The sequence below is a fragment of the Bradyrhizobium sp. Ses1 genome (genome assembly GCF_059512365.1).
In genome coordinates this window covers 508,472-527,658 of record NZ_JCAMOQ010000001.1, presented here as the reverse complement: position 1 = coordinate 527,658, position 19,187 = coordinate 508,472, and the positions used below count along the sequence as shown (strand labels likewise).

The window sequence follows — 19,187 nt, the reverse complement described above, 5'->3', positions numbered from 1 at the left end:
TATGCGACCGATTTGATCGTTATGTGACTCAGATCACGTTGACGAGCGAGGGCTGCAGGAATGACGAAAGGCGCGTTGGCGTTGCTGGTGCATGGCGGCACCGAAAACTGGTCGCCGGTGCGATGGAAAGCCCGGTTCGACGAAGTCTGCCGGGACAGGCACGTGCTGCTGTTACCCGATGCGGGCGGCGATCCCGCTGATGTGCACTACGCCGCGGTCTGGAAGCCGCGCCCGGGCGAACTTGCGGCGTTTCCGAATTTGCGCGTGATCTTCAATCTCGGCGCCGGCGTCGACGCGCTGATGGCGGATGCCTCGTTGCCCAACGTGCCGCTGGTCCGCGTCGCGGTGTCCGATCTCACCGGCCGGATGACGGAATATGTGACGCTGCACGTGCTGATGCATCACCGCCAGGAACTGTACTTGCGCCAGTCGCAGCGCGAGAAACGCTGGGCGCCTCGGCATCAATGGGCAGCGGGCGCGATCACGATCGGCATCATGGGAATGGGCACGCTGGGGGCCGACGCGGCGCAGGTGCTGCGGACGATCGGCTTCCGCGTGGTTGGCTGGAGCCGCAGCGCGAAGCAGATCGACGGCATCGAATGCTTTGCCGGGACAGAACAGCTCGGCGCCTTCCTGCAGCAGACCAACATCCTGATCTGCCTGCTGCCGCTGACGCCGGACACGCGGCACGTGCTCAACCGCGAGGTCTTTGCCCAGTTGAATCGCAACAGCCCTATGGGCGCGCCGGTCCTGATCAATGCCGGCCGCGGCGGATTGCAGGATGAGGTCGACATTTTGCGCGCGCTCGACGACGGCACACTCGGCGCCGCCTCGCTCGACGTCTTCGAGACCGAACCGCTGCCTCCGGACAGCCCGTTCTGGAGCCATCCGAAGGTGGTGCTGACGCCGCACAATGCGGCCGACACCGATCCGGACGAGATCTCGAAATATGTCGCGCGGCAGATCGAGCGCTATGAGGCCGGCGACGCGCTGGAGCACGTGGTCGACCGCAGGCGGGGGTATTAGCGCAACTGTCGCGCCGGGCTTCAGTTATTCAAGAACGTAGGTGTCGCAAGAAGCGTCGCTTTCGGAGGGAAAGCTGACGTGCTGCGAACCTGACAACATCGATGCCTTTGACGCCTTCCGGACATTTGAGGGCTGGCAATCGTGGCTCGAGGAGCGCATAAAACCTCAATGACTGGGACTCGTCATCGAGGGTGCAGGTGCGGCGCTGTTTATAATCGCTCCGAAGCCATGGCTGAGAGCCGTGAGATCGGCAGCTTCGAATGTGCCGTTTGCGGAGCAACGATGGAGACGTGGAATACGGCGTGGGTTCCGACATATCGCCTGATCGCAGGTCCGGTGAGGCCGCCTGAAAAATAGAACGACCGAGCGCGAGCGCCTTTAGGAACCGGGTTAACATACGATCGTTGATCGCTCGGTTAGCCTTGCTGACGATTGGTCACAATGACGCGGTATTAGCCGTGAGCGAAGTCGCATTGCGCAGATCGTCCAAAGCAGTCGATGCATTGGGAAAGTAGGGCCGCCTCAGTTACCAGCCCTCACTTCGTTGAATGTCAACTTCCGGCTCCAAGGCGCCCGTAATGGACGACCTTGAGTCTGCAGCGTCATCATCTTGCGCAAGGGATAGCTCCCGCTTCCCTGTTCAGTCGGAACCCATCGGGAGGACTGCTCGTTGGTTTTCTGATTGTGCCGAGGCGCGGGCCGCCACGGCCACTCTGTTTGCAAACTGAAAGGTCCGATGAGAAAACCGGTAAGCCGTTCCACCCAAGCTCAGGTTGCAGGCTTTAGTCCTTCGGAATCATTGCTGAGGGCCATCGTAGCATGGATAGATGAGCAGGAAGACAAGCCTGGCTTGTCCGAGGCGATAAGCCGCCTGGTGCAACTGGGACTTACGTCGCACGCCGATCAGGATCGCCAGAAGCAGAGCGCTCGCAAAATGGCTGGCGACACGATCGATGGCATAGGCGACACAACGACGACGGCAGATGATCGGGCAGTGCGCAAGCGTGATCTACTCGACGGCCCCAAGGAGTTCGACCGCGTGCGAATTGATCGCCCCAAGCGTAGTAAGCCGACCCGACGATAAGCCGAGCACCTCGAAGCCGCTGACATTGGGCGACTGAAGATCACCAGAAACAAGGAGGAGACGCATGAGACAGCATTCCCCATCGGATGCAGCCAATGAGGCGAATAATCTGTTCAAGCAGACCGAAAACAAAGTGATCACTGAGTACGAAAAGGCCGAACAGGCGTTCCATGCAAATCGGGAGCGGCTGAAAGCTGAACGGTTGGCCAGGGAAGCGGAGCGACGAAGTCAGCTCGACAGGGCGCCCTAGATGTCGCATTTCTAATTTGATGACGAGTCGCTTGCCGCAGACGAAGAAGGCCTGGGGTTGACCAGTCAAAGGGCCGCGGGGGCAGTGTGTTGCCGATATCGGAGGAGCTTGAAACGTTTACGGGTATCGATAGCTTGCCACGGAAGCGCGGGACGAACGAAGCCTCGTCTCCAGAGCGACATTGGTCTGCGAAAGAGTCCAGGCATTCAATTGAGATCGCGAAAAGCGCTCTTGCAAACCAGGTCCGGCTTGACAACTAGAGCATCGAAAGTACGACAATCCCGTCTTCGAGCTCGCCTGAAGCAAGACGCGCCCGCGCCATACGCTCGAATTCTGTTCGATGCTTCTGCAGATAGCTGAAGGCCTGCTTCTGCGTGCTGAATGTCGTCGCTAACCGGCACATTTGTCGATTTGCGCCGAACGCGAGAAAGAAGGTGATCGTCCCGCCGCCGTCCGACCTGGCTCTACGCACGACCCGCGCTCTCTGGCATCTGATCGGCCCTCCCAATTTTCTTCGCCGTTGGCCCTGGTTGCAGGTCGCTAAATCCGCGGCTTCCTTGGGCGCTTCTTTGGCGCAGGCACTGGAGGCAAAGCTACTCGAAGGGCTGCGTCAGCTGCTTCCTTGGCCTCACGCGTCTCTCGAAGTCGCGCCATGTTCGTGCGAACTTCGATCGCATGCCTTTCGACGTCTGCCAATGCCCGCGCCCCCTCTTCAGCGGCCAGGCGCTTGCGATAGGAACGCGCAATGCCTTCGGGGGATGGCTCTGTCGGCTTCTTCGCGCTCATCGCTCACCGGGCTCCACAACGGACAAAACCCGCTCAATCCGAGGATCGAGCGGGCAGAGGGTCCGTTTCAGTACATCCGTGAAACGGCGCCGACGATATCAAGCCAGCGAGAGGTTCTCAGCGCTGACCTTGCCTCGCATCTTGTCGGTCTTGACCTCGAAATTGACCTTCTGACCCTCTCCGAGTCCGGAAAGGCCAGCCCGCTCAACAGCGCTGATGTGAACGAACACATCGTTGCCACCGTCGTTCGGCTGGATGAAACCAAAGCCTTTTTGGCCATTGAACCACTTGACAATACCTGTAGTCATTTTCTTCTCCAAAGCGCGCAAGCGCATGCCGCGCGACAACCGCGCGGTTATCTTCAACTTCGTCGATGTCTTTGGAAAAGGAGCCCGCAGGCGCATTCAACAAGGCACAGCGGCTAATCGAACAAGTCCTATATACATCACTTTTCGGATTTTGCAAGGAGGGAAGCCAACTTGTTCGCCCAGCCAATTCTGGTGCTCCGATCAGAGAGGCTTTGAGTGAGTCTGTAGGCCTGCAAGAATAGACTTCCTTGATTGACAGTGGTCAACGAGAGTGGTGACGTTGATGTCACCAAGCTGCATCGCTGTTGCGAGCAGATCAGCACGTCGACTCCGGTGACGAATGTCGCCGCCGCTATCCTCAAAATCGCAATGAAGCTCCTGCGCATTTGACTGCCTGCACGGAAGTGTCGCATTCGCAGCCACAAGCAAGGAGATCCAATTGCAGGTACTTGTCACAGACAACAATGTTGATGGCGGTCTCGGCGAGCGGGAGCGGCCTGGGATTTCCCCTGCGATAAAAGACGCTAGGCTGCACGATCAAGAGCCAATGCACGCCGTCAAAGGAGCGCCGCATCACGCGCTGGGAGCATGAGCATGTGGTCGAGGAGGTCCAGAGACGGCTCGATTCCAATCCCGACGCCATGCGGACGCGGCGCGAGACGGTCGAGCATCCCTTCGGCACGATCAAAGCCCGTATGGGTGCGACCCACTTCCTGATGAAGCGCCTATGGGTCGTAAGCTCGCCCCAGATCTTCCCCGCTCAGTACGGAAATAGTTCTACGCATCGAAGTTCGGTTACGGTTGAAACATTGCATCTTTCCTGAACTCAGCGGACTGACCAAGTCTCTGGTGACGATCAATGTGACTTGCGTTCTACCTCGGCTCCCAGGCCACTCCTTATCAGGGCCGCGCAGCATCGTGATCGTTCGACTTGACAGGAATAACCCCAATGAGCGGCAACGATCGATTTCGATCTACCGGTGAAACCTTGGACACAGCTATCGTCGGCGCCGGGGTTGGCGGCCTCTACACCGCGTGGCGCCTGCTCGGTTGCGGCCAGCCTCCCGGCGGCATGGCGGTGTTCGAGGCATCCGCGCGCGTCGGCGGCCGCTTGCTCAGCGTGACCATGCCGGGGACCACCGGCATCGCCGCAGAATTCGGCGGGATGCGCTTTCTTTCCAGTCACGCGCTCATCACCTCGCTCGCGGCAAAATTCGGTCTCGGGATTCGCGAGTTCACCACGGGCAACTCGGAGAGCATCTTCTATTCCCGGGGCAAGCAGTGGCGTGCCGGCGACATCGCAAAGAAGCAACCCCTCCCCTATGGGCTGCGCCCGGACGAACTCTATCTCGATCCGTTCGAATTGATCGTCAAAGCCGTCCGACGGGTGATGCCTTCCATGAAGCACCTGTCGCCCGACGAGTGGGTGAAGATGAAAGAGTCGCTCACCCTCGACGGCTTTCCGCTGATCGACTGGGGCTTCAGCAATCTGCTCGGCCGATTTCTATCCGATGAGGCGCTGCAGTTCATCGAGATGGGAATTGGCTACAGTGCAGTCGTGAGCAACTGGAATGCCGCCGACGCATTGTCGTTGGTGATCGAGTATACCGGCAGCCCGACCGAGAAAACTCTGGTGGAGGGCATGCAGGCCTTGCCGAACGCGCTTGCGGCCGCCGTCATGCGCGAAGGCAGCACCATTCATCATCAGCATAGGTTGGTATCACTGCGCACTCCAGCCCAGACAGGCGATGGCCTGCACGAACTCGTCTTCACGACGCCTGACGGACCGCGCGCCGTTCGTGCGCGCCGGGTCGTACTTGCGCTGCCGCGCCGGGCGATCGAGATCATCGACGACTGCGCTGCGTTGAAAGAGCCACCCATCGCAGCTCTGCTTGCAACCGTGACGCCGCGCCCGCTTGGCAAGGTCTTTCTCGCTCATGAGCAGCCCTGGTGGCGTTCGCTCGGTCTGACCAGCGGACGGGCGACCACCGACCTGCCGATCCGGCAGATCTATTATTTCGGCACCGAGCCCGACCGGCCGGCAGGCGCGACAGGCCACCTGACCATGGGCTATTTCGATCGTCCGCAGCTCGATTACTGGGCTGGCTTGCGGCGCCTGGAACAGCCGGGCGCCAGCGGATTCACCATGCTCGATCCTGACGGCCCCGTGGCGACAGAAGTCCGTCGCCAGATCGGGGTCGTGCACGGGCTCGATCAGCCGATGGCAGCGCCGCTGTCAGTCGGCTTCATGAACTGGGAAGAAGATCCGTACGGCGGCGCCTGGCACACCTGGAATCAGGGCGTGAAGAGCCGGGAAATCATGAAGAAAATCGCATCTCCGGTGCCCGGAACGGCGCTGCACATCGTCAGCGAGGCATGGTCGACCAAGCAGGGATGGGTTGAGGGAGCGCTGGAGACTGCGGAGGCCGTGGTGGGCACCATGACGCGCATACCCGCAAACTGAGGCCCCTCCCTCTCTCGGGATGCGATCTGCCGGAAGTGCATAGTCGCGGTCAGGCCACCTTTAATACGCTGAAGAGCAAGAGGCGGAAGGCTCGCTTGGATGCGCTCGCTGCAGGGGTGCGCTCCGAGAAGCGCTTGGTAGTGCAATCGGCAACAGTTCGAGGAAGGGAACAGATCATGAGTATCCGAAAGACCGTTTGGATCGGCGTACTCGCGCTGTTCGCTGCCGTGCTGGCGGCGACCGCACCACCGGCGGCCGCGCAGCAGCAACGGCCGCCGAACATTCTTGTCATCATGGGAGACGATGTTGGCTGGTTCAACGTCGGCGCGTACCACCGCGGAATGATGTCCGGCAAGACGCCAAACCTCGACAAGCTGGCGTCGGAAGGCATGATGTTCACCGACTACTACGCCGAGGCGAGCTGCACGGCAGGACGCGCCAACTTCATCACTGGCGAGCTGCCAATCCGCACGGGACTAACGACTGTCGGTCAGGCTGGCGCCGATGTTGGCATCCCGGACCAGGCCGTGACACTGGCCACCGTGCTCAAGTCGCTCGGCTACGCAACGGGGCAGTTCGGCAAGAACCACCTCGGCGATCTCAACAAATATCTGCCGACAGTGCACGGCTTCGACGAATTCTTCGGATATCTATATCACCTCGACGCGATGTCTGATCCGTACTGGTACTCGTTCCCCGCCAACCAGGACTACTACAACAAGTATGGCCCGCGCAGCCTGATCCACAGCTACGCGACGGACAAGGACGACCCCACCGAGATGCCGCGCTGGGGCAAGATCGGCAAGCAAAGCATCGTCGACGAGGGGCCGCTGCCCCCGTTTCCAGATATGTCGAACGTGCCGAATATGCATGATCTGCCGTTCCTGAAACCGAAGTACGACATGACCACTTTCGACGAGGTGTTGGTCAAATCCTCCAGCGACTTCATGGATAAGGCCAAGCGCGACGGCAAACCTTTCTTCGTCTGGCACAACACGACGCGAATGCACGTCTGGACGTTCCTGTCGAAGAAATACAGTGCGATGCAGAACAACGAGACGAACTTCGGTCTCGAGGAAGCGGGCATGGCTCAACTCGACGACAGCGTCGGCGCCCTGCTCAAGCATATCGATGACATCGGCGAAACCAACAACACCATTGTCATCTTCACGACGGACAACGGCGCCGAGGTGTTCACCTGGCCGGACGGCGGCATGACCCCGTTCAAGGCCACCAAGGGGACCAGTTTTGAAGGCGGCTTCCGCGTGCCGGCCATCATTCGCTGGCCGGGCCGCGTCAAGCCGGGGTCGGTCGAGAATGGAATCTTCTCTGGCCTCGATTGGTTCCCGACACTAACCGCTGCGGCGGGAAACCCGAACATTGCCGACCAGCTCCTTAAGGGCGTGACGCTGGAAGGCCGCAGCTACAAGAACCACCTCGACGGTTACAATCAGATGGATCTGCTGACGGGCAAGGGTCCCTCCGTTCGCCATGAGATCTTCTATTTCGCCGGTCCGCATCTCGGTGCGCTTCGCCACGATAACTTCAAGTTTCAGTTCTTCCAGCAGCCTTATGGGTGGCCGGGAGAAAAAGACACCACCGACATGCCAACCATGGTCAACATCCGCCAAGACCCGTTTGAGCGGACGCCGTCAATCCGCGGCGAAAGCCTGAACAACATGGGCGGAGGTTATATGAATGATTTCATGGCCCGCGAATTCTGGCGCTTCGTGCTTGTTCAGCAAGAGGTTGCCAGATTGGCGCAAACGGCCATCGACTTCCCTCCAATGCAGGCGCCGGCGAGCTTCAACCTTGAAGCCGTCAAACGGGAAGTCGAGCAAGCCATCAAGGCACATCCCGGCCAGTAGTGGGCTCTATCGTTCAACACGCGGGCGCTCTTCCGAGAGCGCCCGACACGATGAGACCGCGAGCACATCTCGTGCATGGCTGGGAAGCGCCCGCGTTCCTGCCTGCGCAGCTACAGGTCTATGTTACTTGCTTCCTTCGCTGGAGCGGTTTTCGGGAGACTCTTGAGCTGGGAGAGCGCGGAGAAATGCTTTGACCACCGCGGCGGCGTTGTCCGACGCCAGGTGTTCGAGCTCATTCTCCGTGTTTCCGCCGGCATCGCCGCCAGCCAGATCCGACAGGCCGCGGAAGGCTATAAAGGGGATATGGTTCGAATAGGCGACATGGGCGACTGGCGCACTTTCATTGTCAACTAGGCTCGCCTTGAAAGTATCGTAAATCCACTTGCGGAATTCGGCATTGTCAATGAACGCCGGACCGGAGACGCCGGCACCTCCGACGACGACGCGAGGACGTGTGGTTCCGCAGACATCCGGATTAAGGCAGGCCTTCAGCTCGACTTTCGGCGCGACCGAACGTGCAATCTCCAGCATGGTCGGATCGACGTCAAACCAGAACCGCTTTTCCGGCTCGCGCTCACCCGGATGAGCAATTCCGACCGCGCGGGGGAAAATCATGCCGTAGTTCGGCAGCGTCTTGCCGAGCCAGTTCGGTATCGACCAGCGGGCTCCGTCTTGCCGGGCAAACACAGATTCGAGATATTCAGACCAGCGATCGGCTACGACGACATCTCCTGGCGAAAGACTGGGGTTGATGCCGCCGGCAATCCCGGAGAAGACGATGCGCCTGATCTTGAAATGATCAATCGCGCCCTGCGTGGTCATGGCGGCGTTGACCATTGACACGCCGCTGAGGAAAAGAACGACGTCTTTGCCTTCGAGGCGACCCACGATGTAGGTCACGTCAGCTATGATCTCCGTCCGGGTCGCGCTCATTGCATTCTTGAGCGCGAGCCATTCGGGGCTATAGGCCGAAATGATCGCGATCCGCGGCGTGGGGTCGACCTGTTCGGCCGCGGCTGCGCGATCCGTCAGCAGCGTCAATGAGGCCAGCAGCAGTAGCGCAAGCCACAGAGCATCCCGCCGCCGCGGCCGACTGGCGGGCGCGTTACTATCCGGTCTCGAAGAGAGTTCTTGCACGAGCGCGCTACGAACAATCTCAGCGGTCGCTCGCGTTAGGCTCCGTTGTGTAGTGATCGGCCTTGATGGAACGAGGCCAGGGCACCAGCATCGCCACTCGCTCGCGATACTGCCGATACTGATCGCCAAACAGCGCAATCAGATCGCGCTCCTCCAGGCTGGCGCCAACGAAAATGTAGGCTGTTGCGACGGCCGCGAATAGAAAGTGCCCAGCCGTCATTGTTGGCGTCGACCAGAACGCGATGATGAAGCCCAGATAGAGCGGATGGCGTACCAGTTTGTACAAAAATGGAGTCTTGAAACGAGAGCCAACAGCGCTGACCGCCGGATCTGCGAACACCTGCTTCAGACCGAATAGCTCAAAGTGGTTTATCTGGAAGCTGGCGAACAGCACGATCAACCAGCCGAACAGTGCGAGCCCTGACAGGGCGATGGCGGCGGCCGGATCAGCAACACTCCAGATGATCGCTGGAATCGGGCGCCATTGCCAAGCCAGCAAGATCAGGACCAGACTGGCGAGAAGGACATACACGCTTCGCTCGATTTCATGTGGAATGAACCGGGTCCACCACTGCTTGAATGACCTGCGGGCCATCACGCTGTGCTGGAGAGCGAAGAGCGACAGCAGGAGAAGATTGATGATCACCGCCTCGAGCGTTGGCGTAGCGGGCCCTTGGTCGATGTCTTTCGGCACGACGGCACCGAAGACGAAGCCGATCATATAGAGAATCGTGCCAAGGAAGGTTGCGTAGGCAATCAGACCGAAACAGATTGAGGAAATTCGGGCCATTTTTTCACCTTTCAGAGAGGGAGATGTTTTGATCATCTCGCACCGCTCGCATCGCATGGCGAAGGATGGAGGGATGAGGTGACGGCGCTATTTCATTCCTGATTTAAACGATTGCAGACGTAATATTAGTCGTCGCACACCCCAGTCTGTTCAAAAAGGCATTGCGCTGGGCATCGCGAATTAGTCGGACTATGCCGCGCTAGCGGCACATCACCTCGATGGCGCCATTGACGAGCGCTTCCAATTCCTCGCGCGAGACGCGGGCGCGGGCGCGGAGCGCGATAGTGTGCAGGGTGGCGGAAGCAAGCCGCCCGAGCGTGGCGATGTCGGCGGTTGCGGATAGCTCGCCCTTCTCCTTGGCGCGGCGGAAGCACGAGGCAAAAGCCTTGTCGAGTTCGACGAAGCCTTCGAGCGCCAAGGCGCGGATTTCGGGATCGGCGACCGCATCGGAAGCCGCCGTCACTACTGTGAAGCAGCCGCGCGGGGAATCGCCGGAAAGATAGATGTCGAGCGCCACCGCATAGATGCGCGTCAATCGTTCGCGGATCGGCAACTCCTCGCGGAAGATGTCGACCATCGCGGTGCGCGCATCGTCGCGGTAACGCTGATAGCTCTTGATGTAGAGCTCGCGCTTGTCGCCGAACGCGCCATAAAGGCTCGGCCGGTTCATGCCGGTCGCGGCACTGAGATCGTCGAGCGAGGTCGCTGCAAAGCCGCGCTTGCGGAACAGGTCGAGCGCCTTGCCGAGGGCAACGTCGGGCTCATAGGCGCGCGGCCGGCCGCGCCGCTTCGGCTCAGCGGCGTCAGCCTTTTTGCCAGCCGACGGTTTGGCAGCAGATGGCAGCTTCTTCTTTTTTTGTACCATTTCGCAGAAAATTCCTTGACCGAAACCATATTATGCAGAACAGTACAAAAATCAACAGGAGGCCCGGCCGCCGGGCCGAACCGCCAAGGAGGCACCCATGGAGCTTTATTTCTCGCCGCTCGCCTGCTCGATGGCGACCCGCATCGCGCTGTATGAAGCGGGAGCAAGCGCCGACTATCTCGAGGTCGATCCGAGGAGCAAGGTGGTGCTGAACGACGGCTCGGATTTCACAGAGGTCAATCCGCTCGGCCTGGTGCCGACGCTGCGCACCGATGACGGCGCGGTGCTGACCGAGAACGCCGCGATCCTGCAATACGTCGCCGACCGCTTCCCAGAGGCCAATCTCGGCAGCGGCACCGGCATGGAGCGCAGCCGGCTGCATCAATGGCTCTGCTTCATCGGCACCGAACTGCACAAGGGCCTGTTCGTGACGCTGCTCGACAAGAAGGCGCCGCAGGACGCAAAGACCTATGTCGTGGAGAAGAACCTGTCGCGGCTCGACTATCTCGAAAATTATCTGAAGGGGCGCGACTACCTGCTCGACCATTTCAGCGTGGCGGATGCCTATCTCGTCACCGTCATCAACTGGACCATGGCGACGCCGCCGGTTGACCTCGTAAAATGGCCGACGCTGAAGGCTTATTACGAACGCCTGCGCGCGCGGCCTTCGGTGGCGAAAGCAATCGCGGAGGAGTTCGAGCTCTACAAGGCCGAAATCGCGCGCCACAAGGCTGCGGCGTGACACTACTGTCGTCCCGGACTTGAGCCGGAACCCATACCGCGGGATCTATCGGTGGGGCGATCTGGTCGAAGTCGTCGCCAAACAACCGCTCCCTGTGGTTATGGGTCCCGGCGTTCGCCGGGACGACACCGAATCTGTGGCACGATCTTCACACCACATCGGCCTTCAACAATAACCGCAGCGATTTCGGGATCGGCTGCGCCCTGCCCTGGCTGATAAAGGCGACGCGCACCTGCGCTTTCACCAGCACTTCCTCGCCGCGCCGCACTTCCTGCGCCAGCATGATCGAGGCGCCCTTCACGGCGACCGGCCAGGTCACGACGTCGAGCACATCGTCCATCCGCGCCGGCCGCAGGAAATCGATCTGCATCGAGCGCACGACGAATGCAAAGCCCGGCGTCTCCACCTCGGTCTCGGCAAACAGCGCATGCTGCTCGGCACCCATCAGCCGCAGATGATTGGTGCGGCCGCGCTCCATGAAGCGCAGATAGTTGGCGTGATAGACGATGCCGGAGAAATCCGTGTCCTCGTAATAGACGCGGCACTGCATGTGATGGCGGCCGTCGCGGATCTCGCCGTCGAGATGAGCTGTCACTTGCGAACCTCGATCGTCTCGCTGGGAAGATCGAGCTTTTGCGCAAAATCCGCGCCACACGCAAGCGCGTATTACGCCACGGCCGGTCCGGCCTTGCCGAGCGTCACCAGCACGATCTCCGGGGGAACGCCGATGCGGAACGGCATGATGCTGCAGCCGAGGCCGCCGGAGACGATGACGTCGCAATTGGTGCGCAGGTGGCCGTAGGCGAGCTCGACGCCCTGCCGCGGCGGCACCGCGGGCGACCAGCCGAGCACGCGGACCTGGCCGCCATGGGTATGGCCGGACAATTGCAGCGCCACGCGTGAGGGGACGCGCAGCGCGACGTCAGGCTCGTGTGCCAGCAGGATGACCGGCGCATCGTCGGTGACTTTCGCGAGCGTCGCGCCGAGATCGTCGACGCCGATACGGCGCACGGGGCGGAAACGCCGTGCCGGCATATAAGCGAGCTGATCGCCGAGGCCGGCGAGCCAGAACGGGCGGCCGGCCTTGGTCAGGCGCTTTGCATCGTTCTCGTAGACCGGAATGCCGTTGGCTTCGAGCGCACGATGGGCCACCGTCAGCCCCTGACCCTCGCGCTGCACGGTCTTGTCGTCCCAGTAATCGTGGTTACCGAGGATCGCGTGCACGCCGAGCGGCGCCTTGAGGTTCGCCAGCACCGCGGCCCATTCGCTTGCCGGAATGAAGCGGGTGACATGGCGGTGGCCGGCGACGTAGTCCCCGAGCATGACGATGATGTCGGGCTCAAGTGCGTTGGTGCGCGCGACGATCGTCTCGATGCGCTCCAGCGACATCCAGGGATCGCAGGCGTGCAGGTCCGCGATCACGGCGATCTTCAGCGGGAAATCCGCCGGCCATCGCGGTGGGGTGAGATGGTAACGCGTGACGCGGAGCCGCAGGACCGGCTCGACGCCGAAGCCATAGGCCGAGGTCGACGCCGTGAGGGCGGTGAGGCCGCCGATGGATCTGAAAAATTGACGTCGTGAGAACATGGGACAATCGGTGATGCTCCCCGTAGATGGGGTCCGATTGGAGCGGAATTGCGGTGCGTTTGTGCAGATTGTCAGGGGTTCTGCCGCACGAGGATGTGAACGCGCGATGCCGTAGCCCGGGTGGAGCGCAGCGCAACCCGGGACTCTTGCACCAACGTTCAAGAGCGGCCCCGGGTTACGCTGGCGCTTCACCCGGGCTACAACAATCGAAGATCAGTCGTCGCTATCGTTGCCGAACAGGCCGAATTGCGAGGGATCGCGCGTGGGCTCGGCGAGGCCGAGGTGGCGGAAGGCATGCGAGGTGAGGAGCCGGCCACGCGGCGTGCGCTGCAGGTAGCCGCACTGGATCAGGTAGGGCTCGATGATGTCCTCGATCGCATCGCGCGGCTCCGACAGGGCGGCGGCCATCGTCTCGACCCCGACCGGGCCGCCGCCATAGTTCATCGCGATGGTGCTGAGATAGCGGCGGTCCATCGCATCTAGGCCAGCGGCATCGACCTCGAGCGCGGAAAGCGCGTGGTCGGCGATGGCGCGGTCGACCGACGTGGCATCTGCTGCCGAAGCAAAATCGCGCACCCGGCGCAAGAGGCGGCCGGCGATGCGCGGCGTGCCGCGGGCGCGGCGGGCGATCTCATTGGCGCCGTCAGGGCTCATGCCGATGTTCAGCACGCGGGCCCCGCGGGTGACGATCTTCTCCAGCTCCTCCTCTGTGTAGAAGTTGAGCCGGATCGGAATCCCAAAGCGGTCGCGCAGCGGATTGGTCAGCAGGCCGGCGCGCGTGGTGGCGCCCACGAGGGTGAATTTTGCAAGCTCGATCTTCACCGAGCGCGCGGCAGGACCCTCGCCGATGATGAGGTCGAGCTGAAAATCCTCCATCGCGGGATAGAGTACCTCCTCCACGGCGGGACTCAGGCGATGGATCTCGTCGATGAAAAGGACGTCGCGCTCTTCCAGATTGGTGAGCAGCGCGGCGAGATCGCCAGCCTTTGCAATGACCGGGCCCGAAGTGGCGCGAAAGCCGACGCCGAGCTCGCGCGCGACGATCTGCGCCAGCGTGGTCTTGCCAAGACCCGGGGGCCCGACGAACAGCACGTGATCCAGCGCCTCGCCGCGCTTGCGTGCGGCCTCGATGAAGATCGAAAGGTTCTTGCGTGCCTGCGCCTGGCCGACGAAATCGGACAGCGATTGCGGACGCAGCGCGGTGTCGCCGACATCATCGGCGCGGCGTTCGGGAGTGACGATGCGGGAGGGCGGGCTCATGTCGTCAATTCCGTGACGATCGTAGGGTGGGCAAAGCGCGCGTCCTTCCCTTCTCCCGTTGTGGGAGAAGGTGGCGCGCATGCAATGCGCGACGGATGAGGAGTTGTCGCGGCGGGCAAGCTGCTCGCGGAAAGAAACCCCTCACCCAATCGTGTTCGTCGCCGATTCCGGTACTGTGCCCTCTCCCACAAGGGGAGAGGGCACAGTAACAGGCAGTGCGAAGGCATAGTCCCGTAGGGTGAGCCATCACTTCGCCAGTTCCTTCAGGCCCAGCCGGATCAACTGCGCGGTTTCGGCCTGCTCGCCTGCGTTGCGCGAGGCGGCGGCGATGGCGGCGGCGGCTTGCGGCTGGCCGTAGCCGAGATTGACCAATGCGGAGATCGCGTCCGTCACCGGCCGCGGCGCGCGCTCGTTGTCGATGGCGCCGGCGAGATGGATCACGGCGGGATCGACATTGGCAAAGGCCGGGGCCTTGTCCTTCAGCTCGCTGACGATGCGCTCGGCGACCTTCGGCCCGACGCCGGGCGTGCGCGCCACCGCGGCCTTGTCACGCAGCGCGATCGCGTTCGCGAGGTCGGAAGGCGGCAGCGTGCCAAGCACGGCGAGCGCGACCTTGGCGCCGACGCCCTGCACGGTCTGCAACAGGCGAAACCATTCGCGCTCGTTGTCGGTGCGGAAGCCGAACAGCTTGATCTGGTCCTCGCGCACATAGGTCTCGATCGAGAGCACCGCGGCCTCGCCGGGGGACGGCAGCGCCTGCAGCGTGCGCGCGGAGCAATGCACCTGATAGCCGACGCCGCCGACATCGAGGATCACGTAATCCTCGCCATAGGAGTCGATGAGGCCTTTCAATTTGCCGATCATAGGCTGGCTACTCTCAGTCGCAGCGCGGTGCTTTGGCGGTGATGGGCGTGCGTGATCGCGACCGCGAGTGCATCGGCGGCGTCGGGCGATTGCGGCTCGGCCTTAGGCAGCAGGATCTTCAGCATCACGGCGATCTGGTTCTTCTCGGCGTGTCCGGCGCCGACCACGGTTTTCTTGACCTGGTTCGGCGCATATTCGGCAACCTCGATGCCGAACATTGCAGGCGCCAGCATGGCGACGCCGCGGGCCTGACCGAGTTTCAGCGTCGCAACACCATCCTTGTTGACAAACGTCTGCTCGACCGCGGCTTCCGCCGGTTTGAAATCGCCGAGCACGGCGGCCAGCCCCTCATGGATCGCAAGCAGCCGGCCCGACAGCGGCAGCCGTTCCGACGGCTCGATCGAGCCGCAGCCAATGAACACCAGCCGATTGCCCTCGACCTCGATCACGCCCCAGCCGGTGCGGCGGAGGCCCGGGTCGATGCCGAGAATGCGGGTGGGTTTGCGAATCGGCTGGCCTGTCATGGGGTAGTGATAACCGCTGCGTTTCGAGAACGAAACACAAACGGAGAGGTCATGCACGGGGAAAGCGGTGCACCCACCTCGTCATGCCCGGGCTTGTCCCGGGCATCCACGTCCTTCAGCACGAGTGGATACGCGTGGATGGCCGGGACAAGCCCGGCCATGACGGCATCACGAGAGATGGGGCTACCCGCCCATCTTCGCGATCAGCGCGTCCGATATCTCGAAATTGGCGAACACGTTCTGGACGTCGTCGTGGTCGTTGAGCAGATCCATCAGCTTGAGCAGCTTCTCGCCGGTCTCGTCGTCGACGGCGACGGTGTTTTGCGGCTTCCAGGTCAGCGCAGCCTTGCGCGGCTCGCCGAATTTCGCTTCCAGCGCCTTGGCAACCTCGCGGTAGGATTCCGGGGAGGCGTAGATCTCGTGGCCGCTTTCGCTCGACACGACGTCGTCGGCGCCGGCCTCGATCGCCGCATCCAGCATCGCGTCGTCGGAGGCGGCCTTGTGGTCATATTCGATGATGCCGACCCGGTCGAACATGAAGGCGACCGAGCCGGTTTCGCCGAGATTGCCGCCGGACTTGGTGAAGTAGGAGCGGATGTCGGAGGCGGCGCGGTTGCGGTTGTCGGTCAGGGCCTCGACGATCACGGCGACGCCGCCGGGGCCATAGCCCTCGTAGCGGATCTCGTCATAGTTCTCACCCTCGTTACCAGCGGCCTTCTTGATGGCGCGCTCGATATTGTCCTTCGGCATGTTTTCCGCCCGCGCGGCAACGATCGCGGCGCGCAGCCGGGGGTTCATGGCGGGGTCGGGGGTGCCGAGCTTGGCCGCGACCGTGATTTCGCGGGCCAGCTTGCCGAACAGCTTCGACTTCTGGGCATCCTGCCGGCCCTTGCGGTGCATGATGTTCTTGAACTGGGAATGGCCGGCCATGCGAGGTCCCTTGGGAATCGTCTCTAAAATAGGGGGTGAAGCGCGGCGTTATAGGCCTCCGACAGGCCAAAATCAAAGACTTGCGGCGTGATCTGGCATACCGGCCGTGCCGCCTGCCGGAAAATCAGGCAGCCGTTAACCACGACTTCACCTACGAATGAGAGAATCGGACAGTCCATTTCAACTTGCAAGAGAACCCCCATGGCGGCGTTCGGTTTGTTTCGCAAGCGAGATCCGGAACGCGTGGCAGCAGCCGTCGAGCCGAAGGTTGCGACCGCAGCGGCGGCGCCGGCCGATAACCCCTCCCCCGATACCGGTTCGGCCAGGGAAATCCTCGAGCTGCTGGAACTCGAGCTCGGAGGCATGATCCGGCAGCTCGAGCGCGCCGCCCAATCGGTGGCCGGCGGAGCCGAGGCGACCGCTGCGACGCTTGCGACCATTCGCGAGCGCACGGATGCGCTGACCGGCCGCACCAATGCGGCGCAGACCACGGCCGCGACCTTCTCGGAGGCCGCCGACAAATTCACCGATTCGGCGCAGGGGATCGGCGCGCAGGTGCGCGACGCCGGCCGGCTCGCCGACGAAGCGGGCGCCGCGGCGCGCGAGGCCCGCGCCAATGTCGACCGCCTGCGTGAATCCTCCGCCGCGATCGGCAACGTCGTCAACCTGATCGCACAGATCGCGCGGCAGACCACGCTGCTCGCCCTCAACTCGACCATCGAGGCAGCGCGCGCCGGCGCCGCCGGCAAGGGGTTCGCGGTGGTCGCGACCGAAGTGAAGGCGCTGGCGGTGCAGACCCAGGGCGCGACCGAAGAGATCACGAAGAAGATCGAGGCACTGCAGAAGGACGCCGCGGGCTCGGCCGATGCCGTACACCGCATCGCGCAGGCGATCGAGGCGATCCGCCCGGTGTTCGCGCATGTCAGCGGCGCGGTGACGGAGCAGCATAAGACCACCGGCGAGATCGCGCAGAATGCCGCCTCCGCCTCGAGCTTCATCGTCGCGGTCGGCGACAGCGCCGCCCAGATCGATCAGGCCACCAGGGACGCCGAAGCGCATGGCAAGGACGTCGCCCAGGCCGGCCGCGCGGTGACCAGCTTTGCGCAAAAACTGAAATCGCGCTGCGCGGTGCTGCTGCGGCAGGGCGAGCGCGAAGACCCACGCAAGGGCGAGCGGCTGCCCTGCAACCTCAAGCTCGAGATGCAAGCGCGCGGCAGCGTCGTCACCGCGCCGGTCTATGAGATATCCATGGACGGCATCCTGATCTCGGGACCCGAGGCCGAACGCCTGCAACTGCACCAGAGCCTTGCCGCCACACTTCAGGATGTCGGCGCCGTCAAGATCCGGATCGCCGACAAGACCAAGGCCGGCGCGCAGGCACGCTTCGAGGCGCTGACCTTGGAGCTGCGCGAGACGATCGAAGACAAATTGTGGGCGATCCGCGACGAGAACACCGAGTTCGTCATGCGCGCGATGGAAGCGGGCGTGGCGCTGACCAGGATTTTCGAGAACGGGATCGCGAGCGGCGCCGTCACGATCGAGGATATGTTCGACACCGACTATGTCGAGATATCCGGCACCAATCCGATGCAGTACCGCACAAAAATATTGGATTGGGCGGAGCGCGCGCTGCCGCCGTTCCAGGAGGCTTTCCTCGCCAAGGATCCGCGGATGGCGTTCTGCGCCGTGATCGACCGCAACGGCTATCTGCCGGTGCACAACAAGATCTATTCGCACCCGCAGCGGCCGGGCGATGTCGCCTTCAACACCGCCAACAGCCGCAACCGCCGCATCTTCAATGACGCGGCCGGCCTCGCCGCCGGGCGCAACCAGCGCGCCTATCTGATCCAGAGCTACGCCCGCGACATGGGCAATGGCAACATGGTGATGATGCGCGAGATCGACGTGCCGGTCCGCGTACGCGGCCGGCACTGGGGCGGCTTCCGCACGGCGTATAGGCTCTGACGGCCTCTTTTCTAAGCAGTCACCGCACTGTCCGGCACTTCACGCAGTCTTTTCAAAACGCACGGTTCTTTCGCGCGGCCTTGATCGATTTTCGCTTCCATCCCCTAGAATAACGCACACGATGATGTGATGACACCCATCATCCTATGCATGGTCAGCACGAACTAGCATTGCGAAACATGTCTTCGCTTCCTAGCTCGTCGCGATGCGATACGGTTTCGTTGACGCGTCCGCTGTCCGCGGCCGCTGAATCTGGGGTATGCTTATGGCGACGACACTCACCATCAATGGCGAACAGAAATCCTTCGATGCGCCGCCCGAAATGCCGCTGCTCTGGGTGCTGCGTGACATCTTAGGCATGACCGGCACCAAGTTCGGCTGCGGCATCGCGCAGTGCGGCGCCTGCACGGTGCATATCGACGGCAAGGCGGTGCGTTCCTGCGTGCTGCCGGTGAGCGCGGTGCAGGGCCGCCCGGTGACGACCATCGAGGCGGTCGGCAATTCGCCTGCCGGCGCGAAGGTGCAGAAGGCCTGGCTCGAACTTGAAGTGATCCAATGCGGCTATTGCCAGTCGGGCCAGATCATGGCCGCAGCCGCGCTCTTATCCGCGACGCCGAACCCCGACGATTCCGATATCGATGCGGCGATGGCCGGCAACATCTGCCGCTGCGGCACCTATGTGCGGATCCGCGAGGCCATCAAGCAGGCCGCCTCGGGACGTCAGTCGTAGGAGGCGC

21 protein-coding genes and 1 pseudogene are annotated in these 19,187 nt (G+C 62.2%); 9 read left to right on the top strand and 13 right to left on the bottom strand.

The window, feature by feature from the left end:
• Window positions 1-60 precede the first annotated feature (60 nt).
• From AC5ZG5_RS02520 to AC5ZG5_RS02510, 3 genes are all read left to right on the top strand, one after another.
• Window positions 61-1,026, top strand: a complete 966-nt coding sequence (locus AC5ZG5_RS02520) for a 2-hydroxyacid dehydrogenase (protein ID WP_456640954.1) — start codon at window positions 61-63, stop codon at window positions 1,024-1,026.
• A 736-nt stretch (window positions 1,027-1,762) separates the two neighbouring features.
• Entirely contained in the window at window positions 1,763-2,110 is a 348-nt protein-coding gene (locus AC5ZG5_RS02515) for a hypothetical protein (protein WP_130228233.1), read from the top strand.
• Window positions 2,111-2,174: 64 nt separating this feature from the next.
• Complete coding sequence (locus AC5ZG5_RS02510; RefSeq protein ID WP_028163688.1) at window positions 2,175-2,360, top strand: hypothetical protein; 186 nt, start codon at window positions 2,175-2,177, stop codon at window positions 2,358-2,360.
• A gap of 256 nt (window positions 2,361-2,616) precedes the next feature.
• On the opposite strand, the gene AC5ZG5_RS02505 is transcribed toward AC5ZG5_RS02510, so the two are convergent.
• From AC5ZG5_RS02505 to AC5ZG5_RS02495, 3 genes are all read right to left on the bottom strand, one after another.
• Window positions 2,617-2,832, bottom strand: a complete 216-nt coding sequence (locus tag AC5ZG5_RS02505; protein WP_130228232.1) for a hypothetical protein — start codon at window positions 2,830-2,832, stop codon at window positions 2,617-2,619.
• Between the two features lie 68 nt (window positions 2,833-2,900).
• A complete protein-coding gene (locus AC5ZG5_RS02500) occupies window positions 2,901-3,146 on the bottom strand; it encodes a transcriptional regulator (RefSeq protein ID WP_130228231.1) in 246 nt (81 codons plus the stop codon).
• Window positions 3,147-3,244: 98 nt separating this feature from the next.
• The gene (locus AC5ZG5_RS02495; protein ID WP_130228251.1) at window positions 3,245-3,454 is read right to left on the bottom strand and encodes a cold-shock protein; all 210 of its coding nucleotides are present in this window, start codon (window positions 3,452-3,454) and stop codon (window positions 3,245-3,247) included.
• A 527-nt stretch (window positions 3,455-3,981) separates the two neighbouring features.
• Between AC5ZG5_RS02495 and AC5ZG5_RS02490 the strand changes: the two are divergent.
• From AC5ZG5_RS02490 to AC5ZG5_RS02480, 3 genes and pseudogenes are all read left to right on the top strand, one after another.
• A pseudogene (locus AC5ZG5_RS02490) lies at window positions 3,982-4,182 on the top strand (transposase); the annotation flags it as partial.
• A gap of 260 nt (window positions 4,183-4,442) precedes the next feature.
• The gene (locus tag AC5ZG5_RS02485) at window positions 4,443-5,918 is read left to right on the top strand and encodes a flavin monoamine oxidase family protein (protein ID WP_456640953.1); all 1,476 of its coding nucleotides are present in this window, start codon (window positions 4,443-4,445) and stop codon (window positions 5,916-5,918) included.
• A gap of 176 nt (window positions 5,919-6,094) precedes the next feature.
• On the top strand, window positions 6,095-7,786 hold the full coding sequence (locus tag AC5ZG5_RS02480; RefSeq protein ID WP_456640952.1) for an arylsulfatase: 1,692 nt from the start codon (window positions 6,095-6,097) through the stop codon (window positions 7,784-7,786).
• A gap of 123 nt (window positions 7,787-7,909) precedes the next feature.
• Here AC5ZG5_RS02480 and AC5ZG5_RS02475 read toward each other — a convergent pair whose 3' ends face one another.
• The 3 genes from AC5ZG5_RS02475 to AC5ZG5_RS02465 all read right to left on the bottom strand — a co-directional run bounded on the left by AC5ZG5_RS02475 (window position 7,910) and on the right by AC5ZG5_RS02465 (window position 10,578).
• A complete protein-coding gene (locus AC5ZG5_RS02475) occupies window positions 7,910-8,827 on the bottom strand; it encodes a 5'-methylthioadenosine/S-adenosylhomocysteine nucleosidase (protein WP_456640951.1) in 918 nt (305 codons plus the stop codon).
• A gap of 115 nt (window positions 8,828-8,942) precedes the next feature.
• Entirely contained in the window at window positions 8,943-9,713 is a 771-nt protein-coding gene (mddA, locus tag AC5ZG5_RS02470; RefSeq protein ID WP_456641013.1) for a methanethiol S-methyltransferase, read from the bottom strand.
• A gap of 199 nt (window positions 9,714-9,912) precedes the next feature.
• Window positions 9,913-10,578, bottom strand: coding sequence for a TetR/AcrR family transcriptional regulator (locus tag AC5ZG5_RS02465; RefSeq protein ID WP_130228228.1), 666 nt, complete (start codon window positions 10,576-10,578; stop codon window positions 9,913-9,915).
• Between the two features lie 97 nt (window positions 10,579-10,675).
• Here AC5ZG5_RS02465 and AC5ZG5_RS02460 point away from each other — a divergent pair, with 97 nt between their 5' ends.
• Window positions 10,676-11,320: a glutathione binding-like protein gene (locus tag AC5ZG5_RS02460; RefSeq protein WP_456640950.1), complete on the top strand. Its 645-nt coding sequence runs from the start codon at window positions 10,676-10,678 to the stop codon at window positions 11,318-11,320.
• Window positions 11,321-11,468: 148 nt separating this feature from the next.
• Here the strand turns inward: AC5ZG5_RS02460 and ybgC are convergent, their stop codons facing one another.
• The 7 genes from ybgC to AC5ZG5_RS02425 all read right to left on the bottom strand — a co-directional run bounded on the left by ybgC (window position 11,469) and on the right by AC5ZG5_RS02425 (window position 16,688).
• Entirely contained in the window at window positions 11,469-11,870 is a 402-nt protein-coding gene (gene ybgC / locus AC5ZG5_RS02455) for a tol-pal system-associated acyl-CoA thioesterase (protein ID WP_080663688.1), read from the bottom strand.
• Between the two features lie 116 nt (window positions 11,871-11,986).
• Window positions 11,987-12,907, bottom strand: coding sequence for a metallophosphoesterase (locus AC5ZG5_RS02450; RefSeq protein WP_130228226.1), 921 nt, complete (start codon window positions 12,905-12,907; stop codon window positions 11,987-11,989).
• A gap of 213 nt (window positions 12,908-13,120) precedes the next feature.
• Window positions 13,121-14,167, bottom strand: a complete 1,047-nt coding sequence (gene ruvB / locus AC5ZG5_RS02445; RefSeq protein ID WP_456640949.1) for a Holliday junction branch migration DNA helicase RuvB — start codon at window positions 14,165-14,167, stop codon at window positions 13,121-13,123.
• Between the two features lie 246 nt (window positions 14,168-14,413).
• Window positions 14,414-15,031 (bottom strand): Holliday junction branch migration protein RuvA, encoded by a 618-nt coding sequence (gene ruvA / locus AC5ZG5_RS02440; protein WP_456640948.1) that lies wholly within the window; start codon window positions 15,029-15,031, stop codon window positions 14,414-14,416.
• Complete coding sequence (ruvC, locus tag AC5ZG5_RS02435) at window positions 15,028-15,555, bottom strand: crossover junction endodeoxyribonuclease RuvC (protein ID WP_456640947.1); 528 nt, start codon at window positions 15,553-15,555, stop codon at window positions 15,028-15,030. Before ruvC ends, ruvA begins: the two co-directional genes overlap by 4 nt.
• Before the next feature lie 183 nt (window positions 15,556-15,738).
• Entirely contained in the window at window positions 15,739-16,485 is a 747-nt protein-coding gene (locus AC5ZG5_RS02430) for a YebC/PmpR family DNA-binding transcriptional regulator (RefSeq protein ID WP_456640946.1), read from the bottom strand.
• 23 nt (window positions 16,486-16,508) lie between these two features.
• Complete coding sequence (locus tag AC5ZG5_RS02425) at window positions 16,509-16,688, bottom strand: hypothetical protein (RefSeq protein ID WP_456640945.1); 180 nt, start codon at window positions 16,686-16,688, stop codon at window positions 16,509-16,511.
• Between AC5ZG5_RS02425 and AC5ZG5_RS02420 the strand changes: the two genes are divergently transcribed.
• Together AC5ZG5_RS02420 and AC5ZG5_RS02415 are read left to right on the top strand one after the other, a co-directional pair.
• Window positions 16,687-18,450 (top strand): methyl-accepting chemotaxis protein, encoded by a 1,764-nt coding sequence (locus AC5ZG5_RS02420; protein WP_456640944.1) that lies wholly within the window; start codon window positions 16,687-16,689, stop codon window positions 18,448-18,450. The two genes, AC5ZG5_RS02425 and AC5ZG5_RS02420, sit on opposite strands and share 2 nt — an antisense overlap.
• 265 nt (window positions 18,451-18,715) lie before the next feature.
• Window positions 18,716-19,180, top strand: a complete 465-nt coding sequence (locus tag AC5ZG5_RS02415) for a (2Fe-2S)-binding protein (RefSeq protein ID WP_207231038.1) — start codon at window positions 18,716-18,718, stop codon at window positions 19,178-19,180.
• The last annotated feature ends 7 nt before the right edge of the window (window positions 19,181-19,187 follow it).